Below are 15,703 nucleotides of genomic sequence, written 5' to 3' on the forward strand. Positions count from 1 at the left end.
AGGGCGGCCCGCTTTTTTTTTGAAATTTTTTATTAGCACTCACTTGACAAGAGTGCTAATAGGGTCTATGATATAGCTGTAATCAGGAAGAGGTTACAGAGAGATAAGCAAAAAGGTCAAAAGAACAGAACTGAAAAGAAGGTTCACTCATAGCAACAATGAACGATATGTTGAAAGAGGGTAATGATTATGATGAAAGGTTTATTTCCAGTTGTAACGAACAGTGATTTTGTATTCCCTGATACGATTTTTGACAACTTCTTCAATGGTTTTGAAAATCCGACAGAAGCGAACTACCGCGTTCCGCAGGTAGATATCGAAGATACGGACAAGGCTTATATCCTGACGACGGATCTGCCGGGTGTCGCTAAAGAAGATATCAACGTCAGCTACAAAGATGACGTCCTGACGTTGACGGCAAAACATGAAGAAAAGAAAGATGAAAAAGACGATAAGAAGAAATATATCCGCAAAGAACGCAGCAGCCATACTTTCTGCCGTCAGTTCACGGTCCGCAACATCCAGAAAGATGGTATCCAGGCAGCCTTTAAAGACGGTGTCTTGACCATAACCCTGCCGAAAGAAGACCCGAAGAAAGTGGCCGAAGCCCATCGAATCGAAGTTAAATAATTGTAGGGGTACCCACGTGGGGCGTCCGCCAAATTTCCAAAATGTCCCGAAACGTTCCCGAAACGTAGGGGCGCCCGCGTGGGGCGCCCGCCAAATTTCCAAAATGTTCCCGAATATATTAAAAAGAAGGCATGACTTATGAATAGCTTATTCCCCATTGTTGACAATGAATTTTCCGTTCCCGATGTTTTTGATAACTTCTTCAATCGCTTTATGTGGCCCAGTGAATTTACCAGCACGATGCCGAAAGTCGACATCGAAGACAAAGGCAGCGAATACGTTATGACTGCTGACCTGCCGGGCGTCCAGAAGGAAGACATCCATCTGAGCTATGACAACAACGTCCTGACCTTGGCTGCCAGCCACAACGAACAGAAGGACTCCCAGGATGACCAGCACAACTACATCTGCAAAGAACGTTCCAGTTCGTCCTTCTGCCGTCAGTTCCCTGTCACAGGCATTCAAAAAGAAGGTATCCAGGCTGCTTTCAAAGATGGCGTCCTGACCATAACCCTCCCGAAAGATGCTCAACAGGCACAACCGACTAACACCATTGAAATCCAGTGAGAATGAAAAAGGACCTACCGCATACGCGGCAGGTCCTTTTTTCAGTGGCTAGCGGCTAGTAGCTTGTAGAGGCTGGCTTCAAGGCTCTCATAATAGGAGAGCTGGCCGCCGGAGGCGGTCTGAGAGGTTGCTGTTAAATTTAAAACCATCCGCTAACAACTAACTGCTAGCCACTAACAACTTAAAAGGGCTTGTCGTCGTGCGACAAGCCCTTTTCATCTTTTGGAGCGGATGAAGGGGATCGAACCCTCGTACCAAGCTTGGGAAGCTCGTATTCTACCACTGAATTACACCCGCATGAACTTTTACTTGTCCATTTTACCAGTATTCCGCAGTTTTGTAAAGGTTTTTCTTTTAGCGTATATTTTTTTTAATGTGTTGGAATTGCAACAGCTCTTTCATCGGTATGACGGTATACTAAGGCCATGAAAGGGAGGGATACCATGAAAGAACGAAAAGGTTGTGTTTTTTCTATCAGCCAGGACAATGAACCCGTTGCAGGCTGCACGATTTCTAAGGACGTAGTCCATCAGGCTGACTGCCAGGTCCTTTATTTTTCCCTGGCTGCTCAGACGGACATCAGTCCTGAAACGTATGACCAGGTCAAGATACTTTATGTCACCGCTGGGATGCTGTGCCTCTATGGTCCGGAAGGCGAACGGGAAGTTCCGCAAGGCCAGGTTTACATCGCCCGGCCCGGTATCCCTGTCGGCATGAAGAGCCTTCACGGGGCTGTTTATGTAGAAATTACGGTTAAGGAGGAAACTCTTATGAATATCGATACAGGAAAACTCTTTTCCCTGGCCGGTCTCGTACCTTGCCAGGACGGGAAAATCATCAATCGCGACATCATCCAGTCGCCTAAAGTCAAATTCGTCGTCATGAGTTTCGGTGCCGGTACGGGCCTTTCGGAACATGCCGCACCGGGCGAAGCGCTGATCTTCGCTTTGGAAGGGAAAGCCGTCATCCGCTATGAAGGGGAAGATCATGAAATCAAGGCCGGCGAAAACTTTGCCTTCGCTAAAAACGGCCGCCATGCCATCACTGCCGATGGGCCCTTCAAAATGGCTTTGCTGCTGACATTAGAATAATTTAAATAGAAGATTAAGAAGAGGAGAGAATCATCATGGGTAAAAAAATTACAAACAAAGTAACTTGGGTAGGTAAAATCGACTGGGAATTGAACGAATTTCACGGCCACGAATATTCCACAGAAAAGGGTTCTTCGTATAACTCTTATTTGATCCGCGATGAAAAGACGGTCCTCATGGATACGGTCTGGAAACCTTTCGACGATGAATTTGTCGCCAACTTGAAAAAAGAAATCGACCTCAAAGACATCGACTATATCGTCATGAACCACAACGAAAATGACCACAGCGGCGCGTTGCCGGCACTGATGCGGGAAATCCCGGATACGCCGATTTACTGCACCAAGAAAGGGGAAGCCATCCTGCGCGGCCTCTATCATCAGGACTGGAACTTCGTCAACGTCAAGACCGGCGATACCCTGGATCTGGGCGGCAGCCAGCTCGTCTTCATCGAAGCCGCCATGCTCCACTGGCCGGACACGATGTTCACCTATATGACCGGTGAAAACATCCTTTTCAGCAACGACGGTTTTGGTCAGCACTATGCCAGCGAAAGAATGTACAACGACTGCGTCGACCAGGCTGAACTCTATCAGGAAGCCATGAAATACTATGCCAACATCCTCAACCTCTACAGCCCCATGGTTACGCGGAAAATCGACGAAATCCTCAAGATGGATGTTCCGGTCAGCATGATTTGCCCGAGCCACGGTGTCATCTGGCGCAAAGATCCCCTGAAAATCGTCGCGAAATACCAGGAATGGGCCAAAGCCTACCAGGAAAACCAGATTACCATCATCTACGATACGATGTGGAATTCCACGCGCCGCATGGCTGAATGCATCGCCGAAGGCCTGCGCGAAACGGACCCGACGCTGACGGTGAAACTCTTCAACTCCGCTGTCGACGACAAGAACGACATCGTTACAGAAGTCTTCAAATCGAAAGCCATCCTCGTCGGTTCGCCGACCATCAACTACGGCTTCCTCTTCTCCATCGGCGGTATCATGGAAATGATCCGCGGCCTGAAATTCAAGAATAAGAAAGCCGCTGCTTTCGGCAGCTACGGCTGGAGCGGCGAAGCAGTCAAACAGATTACGGCTCTCCTTCAGGGCGCTGGCTTCGACGTCGTCAACGACGGCCTGCGCTGCCAGTGGAATCCGGACCAGGCTACGCAGGATACGTGCCGTCAATACGGCCGGGATTTTGCAGCTGCCGTCAGCGCTTCCGAAGCCAAAGAAGATGAAGTACCGACTGAACTGGGCGATTACAACAACGACGAACAGATCGGCCAGGCTGCTAAAGAACATTTCAAAGATTGGGAAAAAGACGCTCGCGAAGGCGTCAAAGGCGGCTTTGCTGGCTAAGTTGTTTCCTGTATTTGTATTTTAATGCTGTTGCGATGACAAAAAATCTGCTACAATGGAAGTGCATCAATCCGTTATAGCAGATTTTTTTTGTAGAGGAGGCTGTTTTCATGAAAACATTAGATGAATTATATCAGCAGATGCTCAAGCGGGCTGCGGAAGGCAAACCGGTCGGTGTCGATGGCGACCCGAAATTGATTGACTGTCTGGCTCATCCCGATGACCATCCCCTGATCTGGCGGGTCAAACCCTGTCTCTGTCCGCCTGATGAACCGCATCACTGCCAGGAAGCCTGCGATTGGGGCGCCATTACGTCTGGTCCCGACGGCATTGCCATCGACGACAGCCAGTGCGTCGGCTGCCAGGCCTGTGTCGATGCTTGTAAGCTCGATACCCTGAAGACACGGAAAGACATCATCCCTGTCGTTCAGGAACTGCATGATTACGACGGCCCTATTTACGCCATGGTCGCCCCTGCCGTATCCGGCCAGTTCGGTCCCGATATTACCATGGGGAAATTGCGGACGGCTTTCAAGCGCCTGGGCTTTACGGGCATGCTGGAAGTCGCTGTCTTTGCCGATATCCTGACCTTGAAAGAAGCTCTGGAATTTGACAAGAACATCAATAGCGAAGATCAGTTCCAGCTCACCAGCTGCTGCTGCCCCATGTGGATCGCCATGATCAAGAAACTCTATCACCAGCTCCTGCCTAACGTGCCTGGCTCTGTTTCGCCCATGATTGCCGGCGGCCGCACGGTGAAAGCCCTTCATCCCAAAGCCAAGACCGTCTTCATCGGACCCTGCCTGGCTAAGAAAGCCGAACGGAAAGAACCGGACCTGGTCGGTGCTGTCGATTACGTCCTGACCTATCAGGAACTGCGCGACCTCTTTTCCGTCACCAATATCGACCTGGCATCCCTGCCGGAAGATAATCTGCCTCACGCTTCGGAAGCGGGCATCAGCTATGCCTATGCCGGCGGCGTCTCCGAAGCCGTCACGGAAACGGTCCATCAGCTGAATCCGGACCGCCAAGTCGACATCAAGACCCGCAAAGCCGATGGCGTCCCGGCTTGCAAAGCCATGATTAACGATATCCTGGCCGGCAACCGCGACGGCAACTTCTTCGAAGGCATGGGCTGCATGGGCGGCTGCGTCGGCGGTCCTCGGGCTATCATCAAGAAAGAAGAAGGCAAAGCCAATGTCCAGGCCTATGGGAAACAAGCGGCCTACAAGACGCCGATGGAAAATCCGTATGTCATCGAACTCTTGAAAAAATTAGGCTTCCCGACGGTCGAAGAATTCCTCGAACGGAGCCACCTGTACGATCGTAAATTTGACTAAACCGCTTTTTGTTCATAGTTCATCGTTCATCGCGATGGATTGATATTTTTAATTTATAGTTTGTAGCCACTAACAACTTTAAAGGGGCTGTCGCACGTGCGACAGCCCCTTTTTTCACGGCCTGCGGCCGCCTACAGATGCCGGGTCTCTTTCAGTGCCGCATATTCTGTCAGGAGGTCCGGCTTTTCCGGGCTCTGGTAGATATAGTCGGGTATAGCGGCCTTGGCTTTTTCTACGGCGGCTTTGAAGTCGTAGTAGACCTGCCATTTCGATTCGACCAGTTCGTGGCCGGTCTGGCGCAGGAGGAAGGCCGGGTGATACGTCGGCATGATGTCGTAGCCGCGCCACGTGAACCACTTGCCGCGGTTGCGCATGATACTGGCGGCACGGCCGTAGAAATATTGGAAAGCGACTTTGCCCAGGCAGACGATGACCTTCGGCTGGACCAGCTCGATTTCTTTGACCAAATGGATATCTGCGCAGTGACGCCCTTCTTCCAGGGTCGGTGTGCGGTTGTTCTTGGGACGGCATTTGACGATGTTGGTGACGTAGACGTGGTCCCGCGTGAGGCCGACGCTCCACAAGGCCTTGTCGAGGAGCTGCCCCGACGGGCCGACCAGGGGAACGCCGTATTCATCTTCCACACCGCCAGGTCCTTCGCCGACGAACATCAGCGGCGACGCGCAGTCGCCGGAATAGCGCGTCGGCCCGCGGTTGCCTTCATCCCGCAAGTGACAGGACGTACAGCTCATGAGCCCTGCCAGCCAATCCTTCATCTTTTCATTTTCTTCCATAATACCCCTTCTTTTTGTACATGTTAATTTTACTATAGCAAGAAGGATGATTCTTTTCAAGTCTATGGTATAATAAAACTAATATATATGCTAGCAGGGGGGGAGTACCGTGAAAATTTCGCTCATCCAATTTCCCATCGTCACCGGCGACAGGCCGGCCAATTTCGCCCAGGTCCGCAGTCATGTCCATACGGCAGCTGCGGCTGGTTCCGACTTGGCCGTCTTGCCGGAACTATGGGATTTATCGTTCTATCCGCCTGATGTCTTCGACCTGGCCGATGAAGGCGGCCGTCAGGGACGGGAGTTTTTACAGGACTTGGCCGCTTCCTGCCATATCCAGCTTGTCGGCGGGTCCCTGGTCCGGCGCCAGCAGGGAAAATTATACAATACGACGTATATTATCGACGAAGAGGGGAACCTCGTTTCATCGTATGACAAATGCCACTTATTTACGCCTGGTGGGGAAGAGAAAGTCTTCACGCCGGGAGACCATTTGAATACCTTCTTTTTAGGCGATGTGCCGATGGCATCCATCACCTGTTATGACCTGCGTTTCGGTGAATGGGTCCGCATGGCTGCCCTGGCCGGTGCCAAGATTCTCTTTGTCCCGGCCGCCTGGCCTCATCCCCGCCTGGCTCATTGGCAGATCCTCAATCGGGCCCGGGCCATTGAGAACCAGCTTTTCGTCGTCGCCGTCAACAGCTGCGGTACCTGTGGGGATTACCACTTCTGCGGCCATTCCATGATCATCGACCCGTGGGGCGAAGTCCTGGCCGAAGGCGGTGACGGGGAAGTCGTCGTCACCGGGGAAATCGACTTGTCCGTCATCGACGACATTCGCAGCCGCATCAACGTCTTTCGCGACCGGCGGCCGGAATTATACCAGTTAGAAGGGAAGCGGTAACGTGGAAGGGGTATTGCACGGGTTACAAGGGATTTTTGAGGTGTTGTTCATCATCTCTATCGGTTTCATCTTGGCTAAGAAGGGCTGGTTCGGCCCGGACATGAGCGCCGTCTTTACCAAGCTGGTCATGAAGATAAGCCTGCCCTTATACATGCTCTGCCAGCTGGAAAAGGATTTCACCCACGATTCGCTGATCCGCATTGCGCCGGACCTGCTCCTGCCCTTTGCGTCCATCCTTTTGGCCTATGCCGTCGGCCGCGTGGCAGCCAAAGTCCTGCACATCCGACAGGAACGGCAAGGCGTCTTCATTACGTGTTTCTTCATTGCCAATACCATCTTCATCGGACTGCCCGTCAACCTGGCCCTGTTCGGGACGCAGAGCGTGCCGTCAGTTATGCTCTACTACATGGCCAATACGACGATGTTCTGGACCCTCGGCGTCTACCACATCGTCAACGACAGCCTGGGCGGCAAGGGGAGTATGCCCCTGTTTTCCCTGCAGACCCTGAAGAAAGTCTTTTCGCCGCCTCTCCTGGGCTTTTTAGCCGGCCTGGCCCTGATCATGGCCAATATCAAGCTGCCCGATTTCCTGCTGACGTCGTTCCAATACGTCGGCAATATGGCGACGCCACTGTCGCTCATGGTCATCGGCATTGAAATGACGGGCATCTCTTTGGCTTCGGTCCGTTGGGACCGGGATATCATCGGCGCCCTCGTCGGCCGCTTCCTGGTCTGTCCGGCCTGCGTCCTGGTATTGCTGCCCTTCATCCCGGTCACGCCTATGTCGGCCCAGGTCTTCACCATGCAGGCCAGCATGCCGGCCATGACTCAGATGACGGTCGTCGCCAAATCCGTCGGTGCCGATGTCCGCTATTCGACGGAAGTCAGCTTCATCACCGTCGTCATGGGCATCATTGTCATCCCTTTATATATGTTCATCATTGGATAGAAGGAGTTTTTTTAGATTATGAATACACTCGAAGATTTGAAAAAAGCCTTGAAGGCCCATGAAGCCCAGGCTTTTCAGCTCAATTATACCATTGCTGACGATCCGGAATTATCCGGCGAAGAATACCATGCCTGCCAGCATTACGTCGATTTGTGCCGTTCCCTGGGCATGGAAGTGGAAGACCAGTTCACCGGTCAGCCCACGGCCTTCCGCGCCGTTGCCCATCGGGCTGATAAGCCTGTCTTCAAGATGGCTCTCCTGGCCGAATACGATGCCCTGCCCGGCGTCGGTCACGGCTGCGGCCATTCGGCCAACGGTGCTATGAGTTTCCTGGCAGCGGCTGCTTTGAAAGATTTAGCCGATTTGCCTGTCGATGTCGACCTCATCGGGACACCGGACGAAGAACTGCGCGGCGGCAAGGTCATCATGTGCGACCAGGGCGTCTTCAAGGATTATGATTTCGCCGTCATGGTCCACATTTCACCGACGAAGACCAATGCCAATTCCCATTTCCTGGCTCTTGACGACTACCGCATCGCCTTCCACGGCCAGACAGCCCATGCCGCCGGTGAACCCTGGAATGGCCGCAATGCCCTGAACGGGGCCATGCTGGCCCTTCACGCCATCGATATGCTGCGCCAGCACGTCCGTCCGGAAACGCGCATCGGCTCGTATATCGTCAACGGCGGCATGGCTTCCAATGTCGTTCCCGATTACGCCGAAATCGAATGCTGTATCCGCCACAGCGAACGGGAATACCTCGATACGGTCGTAGCCAAAGTCATGAACTGCTTCAAAGGTGCGGCCATTGCCACGGAAACGACGTACGATGTCAGCCAGATGGGCTGCAAATTCGACAACATGGTCTGGAACGAAGCGGCGACAAAGGCATCGGAACAAGTCCTTCAGGCCATGGATATCCCCTATGAATATCCGACAGACTGCGGCAGCTCCGACGTCGGCAACGTCAGCCACCAGTGCCCGGCCGTCCACGTCCACCTGGCCTTAGGCGACGTCCCCATGCCGGAACACTCGACGGATATCGCCAATGCCGTCAAAGCCAGGACCATCGAACCGACTATCGTCAAAGGCGCCGAAATCATGGGCCGCCTGGCCCTCCTCTTTGCTCAGGACGCCGCCTTGCGTCAGCAGATGAAAGACGAGTTTATGTCGAATGGCCTTTCCTGTAACCACTAGCCACTAGCCACTAACCACTAACCACTTAAAAGGAGCTGTCGCGATGCGACAGCTCCTTTTTTCACGCTCTATATATTCAGTTTCAGGTATAACTTAGAAGACACCTTGTGCCAGCATTGCATCGGCGACGCGTTCGAACCCGGCGATGTTTGCACCGGCTACGAGGTTGTAGCCCAGGCCGTTGCGGGCAGCTGCGTCTTTGCAGTTCTGGTAAATCGTGTTCATGATTTCATGGAGACGGTCGTCGACTTCTTTGGCAGTCCATACCAGGCGTTCGCTGTTCTGGCTCATTTCCAGGGCCGATGTAGCGACACCGCCGGCGTTGACGGCTTTCGACGGAGCGACGATGATGTCTTTCTGGTCGAGTAAGAATTTCAAAGCATCGTTGGTCGTCGGCATATTGGCGACTTCGATGTAGTAGCGGATCTTGTTGGCGGCAATCTGTTTAGCCTGTTCCAGATGGACGTCGTTCTGCATAGCCGACGGCATGATGATGTCGACTTTGCGGCCCCACGGTTTTTCACCCGGGAAGAATTCGACGCCGAATTTATCAGCATAGTCCTGGACGCGGTTGCGGCCGCTGTTGCGCATTTCGAGGAGGTAGTCGATTTTTTCCTGCGTAGCGACGCCGTCCGGGTCATAGATGTAGCCGTCCGGACCGGACAGGGTAACGACTTTGGCGCCGAGTTCCGTAGCTTTCTTGCAGATGCCCCAGGTTACGTTGCCGAAGCCGGCAGCGGCAATGGTCTTGCCTTTGATGTCCTGGCCGTCATCTTTGAGGACGTTTTCCAGATAGTAGACAGCGCCGTAGCCCGTAGCTTCCGGACGGATGCGGGAACCACCGAAGCTGAAGCCTTTGCCCGTGAGGACGCCGTTTTCGAAGCAGCCTTTCAAACGGCGGTATTCACCGAAGAGGTAGCCAATTTCACGGCCGCCGACGCCCATGTCCCCGGCCGGTACGTCGATATCGGGACCGATGTAGCGATAGAGGGCCTGCATGTAGCTCTGGCAGAAACGCATGATTTCGGCGTCGGACTTGCCTGTCGGGTCGAAGTCAGCACCGCCTTTAGCACCGCCGATGGGCAGGCCGGTCAAGGCGTTCTTGAAGATCTGTTCAAAGCCCAGGAATTTGATGATGCCTGAGTATACGTTTTTCTGGAAACGGAGGCCGCCTTTGTAGGGCCCGATAGCGCCGTTGAACTGGAAGCGGTAGCCCGTATTGGTATGGTATTCGCCTTTATCGTCCTGCCAGACGACGCGGAATGTGAATTGCCGTTCCGGTTCGACGAGACGGTTGAGGAGGTCGAACTTTTCATATTCCGGGTGGCGTTCAACGACGGGGTCCAGGGAGCTCAAGACTTCTTCGACGGTCTGGACAAATTCCGGTTCGTTTGCGTGTTTCGTACGTACATTTTCGATAACAGATTCCAAATACTTATTCATATGTAATCACCTCATTTAAAATTAATTATACCTAAAACTGATTTCTACAATTACATAATAGCATGTTTTTCTGCCCTTGAAAATACCACAATGAGGAAAAGATTTTTCCATGCTGGCACCGCATTGCCGTTATGTGAAAAAGGACATCAAAATTCAAGGATTTTTATGGCACAGGATAAACGTTATAGTAGGTTAAAAGGACATATTCGTTAAAAATAATTGCAATATGAATAAAAATCATGGTATAAATAGAACTATACTGATTAAAGATGAAAAGGGAAAATCATGTGTTGTCTTTTGCTAAAAGGGTAATTGTATATGCGGAATGAACAAAATAGAGCCAAAGTTGGTAAAAAGCAGAAAAAGAATCTAGCCACTCTGACAATGATGATATACAATAGAAATTAAATAAGCCATACTATATATACTATATGAGAAAGCGAGGTACGCAACATGGAAACGTACGATACTTATTCTCCCGAATATCTGCGCTATTTGGAGCTCTTGTCCAAGGAGTATCCGACACAGGCTGCGACGTTTACAGAAATCATCAACCTGCAGGCGATTGTCAATCTGCCCAAGGGGACGGAACACTTCATGAGTGACCTGCACGGCGAATATGAAGCCTTTTATCACATCCTGAACAACTGCTCCGGCGTCATCCGGGAAAAAGTAGAAATGATTTTTTCTGACAAGATGAGCAAGGCCGAACAAGATGACTTATTGACGCTCATTTACTATCCGAAAGAAAAACTGAACATGCTATACCGAGAAGGCAAGGTCAACGATGACTGGGCCCGGACGACGCTGGAACGGATGATCGACCTGGCCAAGCTCTTGTCTTCGAAGTACACGCGGTCGAAGGTCCGTAAAGCCATGCCGGAAGTCTTCCGCTTCGTCATCGATGAACTCTTGCATGCCCAGCCCGATGAAGACCAGAATCAGCTGGTCTACCATATGAAAATCCTCGATACCATCTTAGAAACGGGCAGTACGCGGCAATTCATCTACGCTTTGGCCAATCTCATCAAACGCCTGGCTGTCGATCACTTGCACATCATCGGCGATATTTACGACCGCGGCGCTCATGCCGATAAGATCATGGATACCCTCATGCACCATCATTCCCTGGACATCCAGTGGGGCAACCACGACGTCCTTTGGATGGGGGCCGCTGCCGGCAATGCCGCCTGCATCGCCAATGTCCTGCGCAATAACATCCGTTACCATAATATGGAAATATTAGAAAGCGGTTATGGCATCAGCCTGCGCCCCTTTGCCCTGTTCGCCTTGGATACGTATAAACAGGACGACGGCATGGAACCGATGGTCAAGGCCATCAACGTCATCGTGGCTAAACTGGAAGGCCAGACGATTTACCGTCATCCCGACTATAATATGGACGACCGCCTGTTGTTCCATAAAATCGATTGGGAAAAAGGCGTCATCACCCTCGGTGGCAAGACGTATGAACTGAAGACCAAAGATTTCCCGACCGTCAACCCGCAGGACCCGTATACACTGTCGCCGGAAGAACATCAGCTCATGAATGACATCCAGGTTGAATTTACCGAAAGCGAACGCCTTCAGCGCCATATCCGCTTCCTCTACAGCCACGGTTCTTTATACCGCTGCATGAATAACAACCTCTTGTTCCACGGCGGCCTGCCCCTTAATGAAGACGGCAGTTTCAAGGAAATCTACCTCGACGGCAAGCCGTATAAGGGCAAGGCATTCATGGATAAAGCGGAACACCTCATCCGCCGGGCTTACGACCAGCGCGATACGGACAGCCTGGATTATATGTGGTATCTCTGGTGCGGTGCTGATTCTCCCGTATCCGGCCGTATCGTCAAGACTTTTGAACGGAGTTACATCATCGATGAATCGACGTGGAAAGAGCCGCAGAATGCTTACTACCGCCTGAATCGCGATAAAGATGAATGTATCAAGATCCTTCACGAATTTGGCATCGACTCGCCCCAAGGCCACATCATCAATGGCCATACGCCGGTCAAGGTCAAGAAAGGCGAAAGCCCAATCCGTGCGGAAGGCAAGGAAATCTGCATCGACGGCGGTTTCTGCAAAGCTTATCAGGGCTCTACGGGCATTGCCGGTTACACGCTCATCTTCAACTCCCATGGTATCCGCATCAAATCCCACTATCCCTTTGAAGACGTCTATCAGGCCCTCATGAACAATGTCGACATCGATTCCGAATCGACACAGGTCGAATTGGAACCGAAGCGGGTCATGATCGGCGACACGGATAACGGTAAGAAACTCCTGCAGATGATCCGCGACTTGAAGGCTCTCTTGGAAGCCTATCGTCAAGGCGTCATCCTTGAACGTCGCCCGAATCCGTAGGGGCCGTCCCAAAAGGCGGCCCGCCAATCCCGTAGGGGCCGTCCCCAAGGGCGGCCTGCCAATCCCGTAGGGGCCGTCCCAAAGGGCGGCCCGCCCAATCAAGGAGGAAATATGAAACGAGAATCGTTAAGCGGACTGTTACTCATCGCCTGTGCCATCCTGGCCATGGCCATCTCTAATTCTCCCTTCGGTCCCGTTTATGACCACTGGCTCCAGGCCCCGCTGCCGGCAGGGACACATATGTCTCTGCTGCACTGGATCAACGACGCCGTCATGGCTGTCTTTTTCTTCGTCGTCGGTGCCGAAGTGAAGCGGGAGTTCCTCTACGGAGAACTGAAATCCCGGTCGGCAGCGATGCTGCCCATGGCCGCTGCCTTAGGCGGCATGCTGGCGCCAGCGGCTATTTATAGTGTCTTTAATGCCGGCCTGCCGACGGCGGGCGGCTGGGGAATCCCCATGGCGACGGACATCGCCTTTTCCCTGGGCGTCCTGTCCCTGGCGGCTCCCAGAGCGCCGCGGAGCCTCGTCGTCTTCCTGACGGCCCTGGCCATCGTCGATGACCTCGGCGGCATCGTCGTCATCGCTGTCTTTTATGCCGGGGCCCTCAACGCCCCGGCCCTGGCTGGAGGCCTCGTTGTCTGGCTGCTGATGCTGGCAGCCTGCCGCCGGAATTGGCAGCAGCCCTGGCTTTACGCAGCCGGTGGCATCCTCATCTGGCTGGCCTTTTTCTACGGCGGCATCCATCCGACCATGGCCGGTGTCCTGACGGGCTTTGCCATGCCGGCAGTGCCTGGAAAGGATGGGCGGGAAGGCCTGCTGCTGCGGGCGGAACACGCCTTGACGCCGGTTTCGGCTTTCCTCATCATGCCCATCTTCGCCTTGGCCAATGCCGGTATCCGCCTCGACCTGAGCGGCTTGTCCGGCCTGTTATCCGCACCGGGCCTGGGGATTTTTGCCGGGCTCGTCCTGGGTAAGCCTTTAGGTATCGGCCTGGCTGTCTGGGTATTGGTATCCTTGAAAAAGGCATCTCTCCCAGACGGATTGACGATGCGCCACTTCTGGGCCGTCGGCCTCGTAGCCGGCATCGGCTTCACCATGTCCCTGTTCATCGCCGGCCTGGCCTTTCCTGCAAGTCCTGTCCTGATGACGGCCAAAACGGCCATCATCGCTGCGTCCCTCACAGCAGCCGTACTGGGCGGCTTCATCGTGAACCGGATCAGCCAGTAGCCTCTCGGACTCCAATGCGGCGGTGACGCCGCGATGAGCTCAAACTGACAACGACGCTTCGGGAAACCCTCAGCGCGTAGCGGGCCGCCTTCCCAGGACGGCCCCTACGGAATCGCAGCCAGGCGATAAAAGAATCCACGGCCTATGGCCTCGTGTGTAGGGGCCGACCCGGCTAGGGCGGCCCGCTGCGACCAGGTGGCCATATGCTCAAGGGGCTAATGTGGCATGGTTTTGCGAACGGCGACAAACGGCACCTTAAAATTTAAATCCATCTGCTAACAACTAACAACGTAAGGGACTGTCGCACGAAGGCTTCTACTATTATGCGAGGTCCCTTTTACTTTATAGTTTGTAGTACGGAGTTTGTAGTTTGTAGAAGCTGGTTTTAAATTTTTTACTATTTGCTGCAAACTAAAAACTACAAACTTAAAACTCAAAAAGGCGCTGCCTTCATGCGACAAGCCCTTACGCACATTGACGTAACCCGTTCAGGTCGCTATAATGGAGTGTAACTTATCATTTTTTATATAAAGGAGCGAATTCGATGAATATCATTGATGAATTGTCTTGGCGCGGTGCCGTCAATCAGATGACAGATGAAGAAGGGTTGCGGAAGCTTACGGAAGAAAAGAGCATTTCCCTCTATTGCGGTGTCGACCCGACAGGCGACAGCATGCATATCGGCCACTTGATTCCCTTTATGATGCTCAAACGCTTTGCCAACGCCGGCCATCATCCTTATGTCGTCATCGGCGGCGGCACCGGTGCTATCGGGGACCCGAGCGGCCGCAAGACGGAACGCCAGCTCCAGACTCTCGATAAAATCAAGGCCAATGCCGAAAAATTGAAAGCCCAGTTCATGCATCTCTTCGGCGATTCGGAAAACATCACTTTTGTCAATAACTACGACTGGCTCAGCCAGATCAGTCTTCTCGACTTCCTCCGCGATTACGGCAAATTGTTCAGCGTCAACATCATGCTCAGCAAAGAAGTCGTCGCCAGCCGCCTGGAAGCCGGTATTTCCTTTACGGAATTTTCCTACCAGATTCTCCAGTCCATCGATTTTGAACACCTCTTCGCTCACAACGATGTCCAGCTGCAGATCGGCGGCGCCGACCAGTGGGGCAACATCACGGCTGGTATCGACACGATCCGCAAGATCCACGGCAGCGAAGCCAAAGCCTATGGCCTGACCATTCCCCTCATGCTGAAATCGGACGGCACCAAGTTCGGCAAGACTGCCGGCGGCGCTGTCTGGCTCGACCCGGAAAAGACGTCGCCTTTTGAATTTTATCAGTTCTGGCTCAACCAGGACGATGCGGACGTCGTCAAATACTTGAAATACTTCACCTTCCTCAGCAAGGAAGAAATCGACGCCCTGGCTGAATCGGTCGAAAAAGAACCGGAAAAACGCCTGGCCCAGCGCCGCCTGGCTGAAGAAGTCACAAAATTCGTCCACAGCCCGGAAGCTTTGAAAGAAGCTCAGAACATCACGGAAGCCCTGTATCACGGAAGCATTGCTGATCTGTCGGAACACGAATTGGAACAGGCCTTCGGCAAGATGCCGACAGTAGACGTTTCCAACGAAGAAAAAGACGTCGTCAACTGGCTCGTCGATTCCCAGATTTATAAATCGAAGCGCCAGGCCCGCGAAGACATCACCCACGGTGCGGTCACCATCAACGGCGTCAAAGTGACGGCTCTCGACGAAATCGTCAAACCCCATAAGAACTCCAATGGCAAATTCGTCATCGTCCGCAAGGGGAAGAAGAAATACACCCTGGCCCGGGTCCATCAGTAATTGGAAATTTTAGGAATTTGTTAAAA

The 15,703-nt window shown here is 52.7% G+C and carries 13 protein-coding genes and 1 tRNA gene; 11 read left to right on the plus strand and 3 right to left on the minus strand.

The window, feature by feature from the left end; all coding sequences use genetic code 11:
• Window positions 1–189 precede the first annotated feature (189 nt).
• Window positions 190–630 carry an Hsp20/alpha crystallin family protein gene (locus C6362_RS05330; RefSeq protein ID WP_014015714.1) on the plus strand — a complete coding sequence of 147 codons (441 nt, stop codon included), beginning with the start codon at window positions 190–192 and terminating at the stop codon, window positions 628–630.
• 138 nt (window positions 631–768) lie between these two features.
• On the plus strand, window positions 769–1,197 hold the full coding sequence (locus C6362_RS05335) for an Hsp20/alpha crystallin family protein (protein WP_014015715.1): 429 nt from the start codon (window positions 769–771) through the stop codon (window positions 1,195–1,197).
• Between the two features lie 223 nt (window positions 1,198–1,420).
• On the opposite strand, the gene C6362_RS05340 is transcribed toward C6362_RS05335, so the two are convergent.
• Window positions 1,421–1,494 (minus strand) — tRNA-Gly (locus C6362_RS05340).
• Between the two features lie 146 nt (window positions 1,495–1,640).
• Here C6362_RS05340 and C6362_RS05345 point away from each other — a divergent pair.
• From C6362_RS05345 to C6362_RS05355, 3 genes are all read left to right on the plus strand, one after another.
• Window positions 1,641–2,288: a cupin domain-containing protein gene (locus C6362_RS05345; protein ID WP_014015716.1), complete on the plus strand. Its 648-nt coding sequence runs from the start codon at window positions 1,641–1,643 to the stop codon at window positions 2,286–2,288.
• Between the two features lie 35 nt (window positions 2,289–2,323).
• The gene (locus C6362_RS05350; RefSeq protein ID WP_014015717.1) at window positions 2,324–3,655 is read left to right on the plus strand and encodes an anaerobic nitric oxide reductase flavorubredoxin; all 1,332 of its coding nucleotides are present in this window, start codon (window positions 2,324–2,326) and stop codon (window positions 3,653–3,655) included.
• 110 nt (window positions 3,656–3,765) lie between these two features.
• A complete protein-coding gene (locus C6362_RS05355; protein WP_014015718.1) occupies window positions 3,766–4,995 on the plus strand; it encodes a [Fe-Fe] hydrogenase large subunit C-terminal domain-containing protein in 1,230 nt (409 codons plus the stop codon).
• Between the two features lie 131 nt (window positions 4,996–5,126).
• On the opposite strand, the gene C6362_RS05360 is transcribed toward C6362_RS05355, so the two are convergent.
• On the minus strand, window positions 5,127–5,789 hold the full coding sequence (locus C6362_RS05360) for a uracil-DNA glycosylase (RefSeq protein ID WP_014015719.1): 663 nt from the start codon (window positions 5,787–5,789) through the stop codon (window positions 5,127–5,129).
• Between the two features lie 109 nt (window positions 5,790–5,898).
• On the opposite strand from C6362_RS05360, the gene C6362_RS05365 reads away from it, so the two are divergent.
• The 3 genes from C6362_RS05365 to C6362_RS05375 are packed head-to-tail and all read left to right on the plus strand — an operon-like array spanning window position 5,899 to window position 8,839.
• Window positions 5,899–6,693: a carbon-nitrogen family hydrolase gene (locus C6362_RS05365; RefSeq protein ID WP_014015720.1), complete on the plus strand. Its 795-nt coding sequence runs from the start codon at window positions 5,899–5,901 to the stop codon at window positions 6,691–6,693.
• Window position 6,694: 1 nt separating this feature from the next.
• On the plus strand, window positions 6,695–7,642 hold the full coding sequence (locus C6362_RS05370; RefSeq protein WP_014015721.1) for an AEC family transporter: 948 nt from the start codon (window positions 6,695–6,697) through the stop codon (window positions 7,640–7,642).
• Between the two features lie 18 nt (window positions 7,643–7,660).
• Window positions 7,661–8,839, plus strand: coding sequence for an amidohydrolase (locus tag C6362_RS05375; RefSeq protein ID WP_014015722.1), 1,179 nt, complete (start codon window positions 7,661–7,663; stop codon window positions 8,837–8,839).
• 93 nt (window positions 8,840–8,932) lie between these two features.
• On the opposite strand, the gene gdhA is transcribed toward C6362_RS05375, so the two are convergent.
• A complete protein-coding gene (gene gdhA, locus C6362_RS05380; RefSeq protein ID WP_014015723.1) occupies window positions 8,933–10,282 on the minus strand; it encodes an NADP-specific glutamate dehydrogenase in 1,350 nt (449 codons plus the stop codon).
• 453 nt (window positions 10,283–10,735) lie between these two features.
• Between gdhA and C6362_RS05385 the strand changes: the two genes are divergently transcribed.
• From C6362_RS05385 to tyrS, 3 genes are all read left to right on the plus strand, one after another.
• A complete protein-coding gene (locus C6362_RS05385; RefSeq protein ID WP_014015724.1) occupies window positions 10,736–12,649 on the plus strand; it encodes a fructose-bisphosphatase class III in 1,914 nt (637 codons plus the stop codon).
• Window positions 12,650–12,760: 111 nt separating this feature from the next.
• Window positions 12,761–13,876 carry a Na+/H+ antiporter NhaA gene (gene nhaA / locus C6362_RS05390; protein WP_014015725.1) on the plus strand — a complete coding sequence of 372 codons (1,116 nt, stop codon included), beginning with the start codon at window positions 12,761–12,763 and terminating at the stop codon, window positions 13,874–13,876.
• 544 nt (window positions 13,877–14,420) lie between these two features.
• Entirely contained in the window at window positions 14,421–15,677 is a 1,257-nt protein-coding gene (tyrS, locus tag C6362_RS05395) for a tyrosine--tRNA ligase (protein WP_014015726.1), read from the plus strand.
• Window positions 15,678–15,703 lie beyond the last annotated feature (26 nt).

Origin of the sequence: Megasphaera elsdenii DSM 20460 (assembly GCF_003010495.1) — a bacterium.
Taxonomy (GTDB): Bacteria; Bacillota; Negativicutes; order Veillonellales; family Megasphaeraceae; genus Megasphaera; species Megasphaera elsdenii.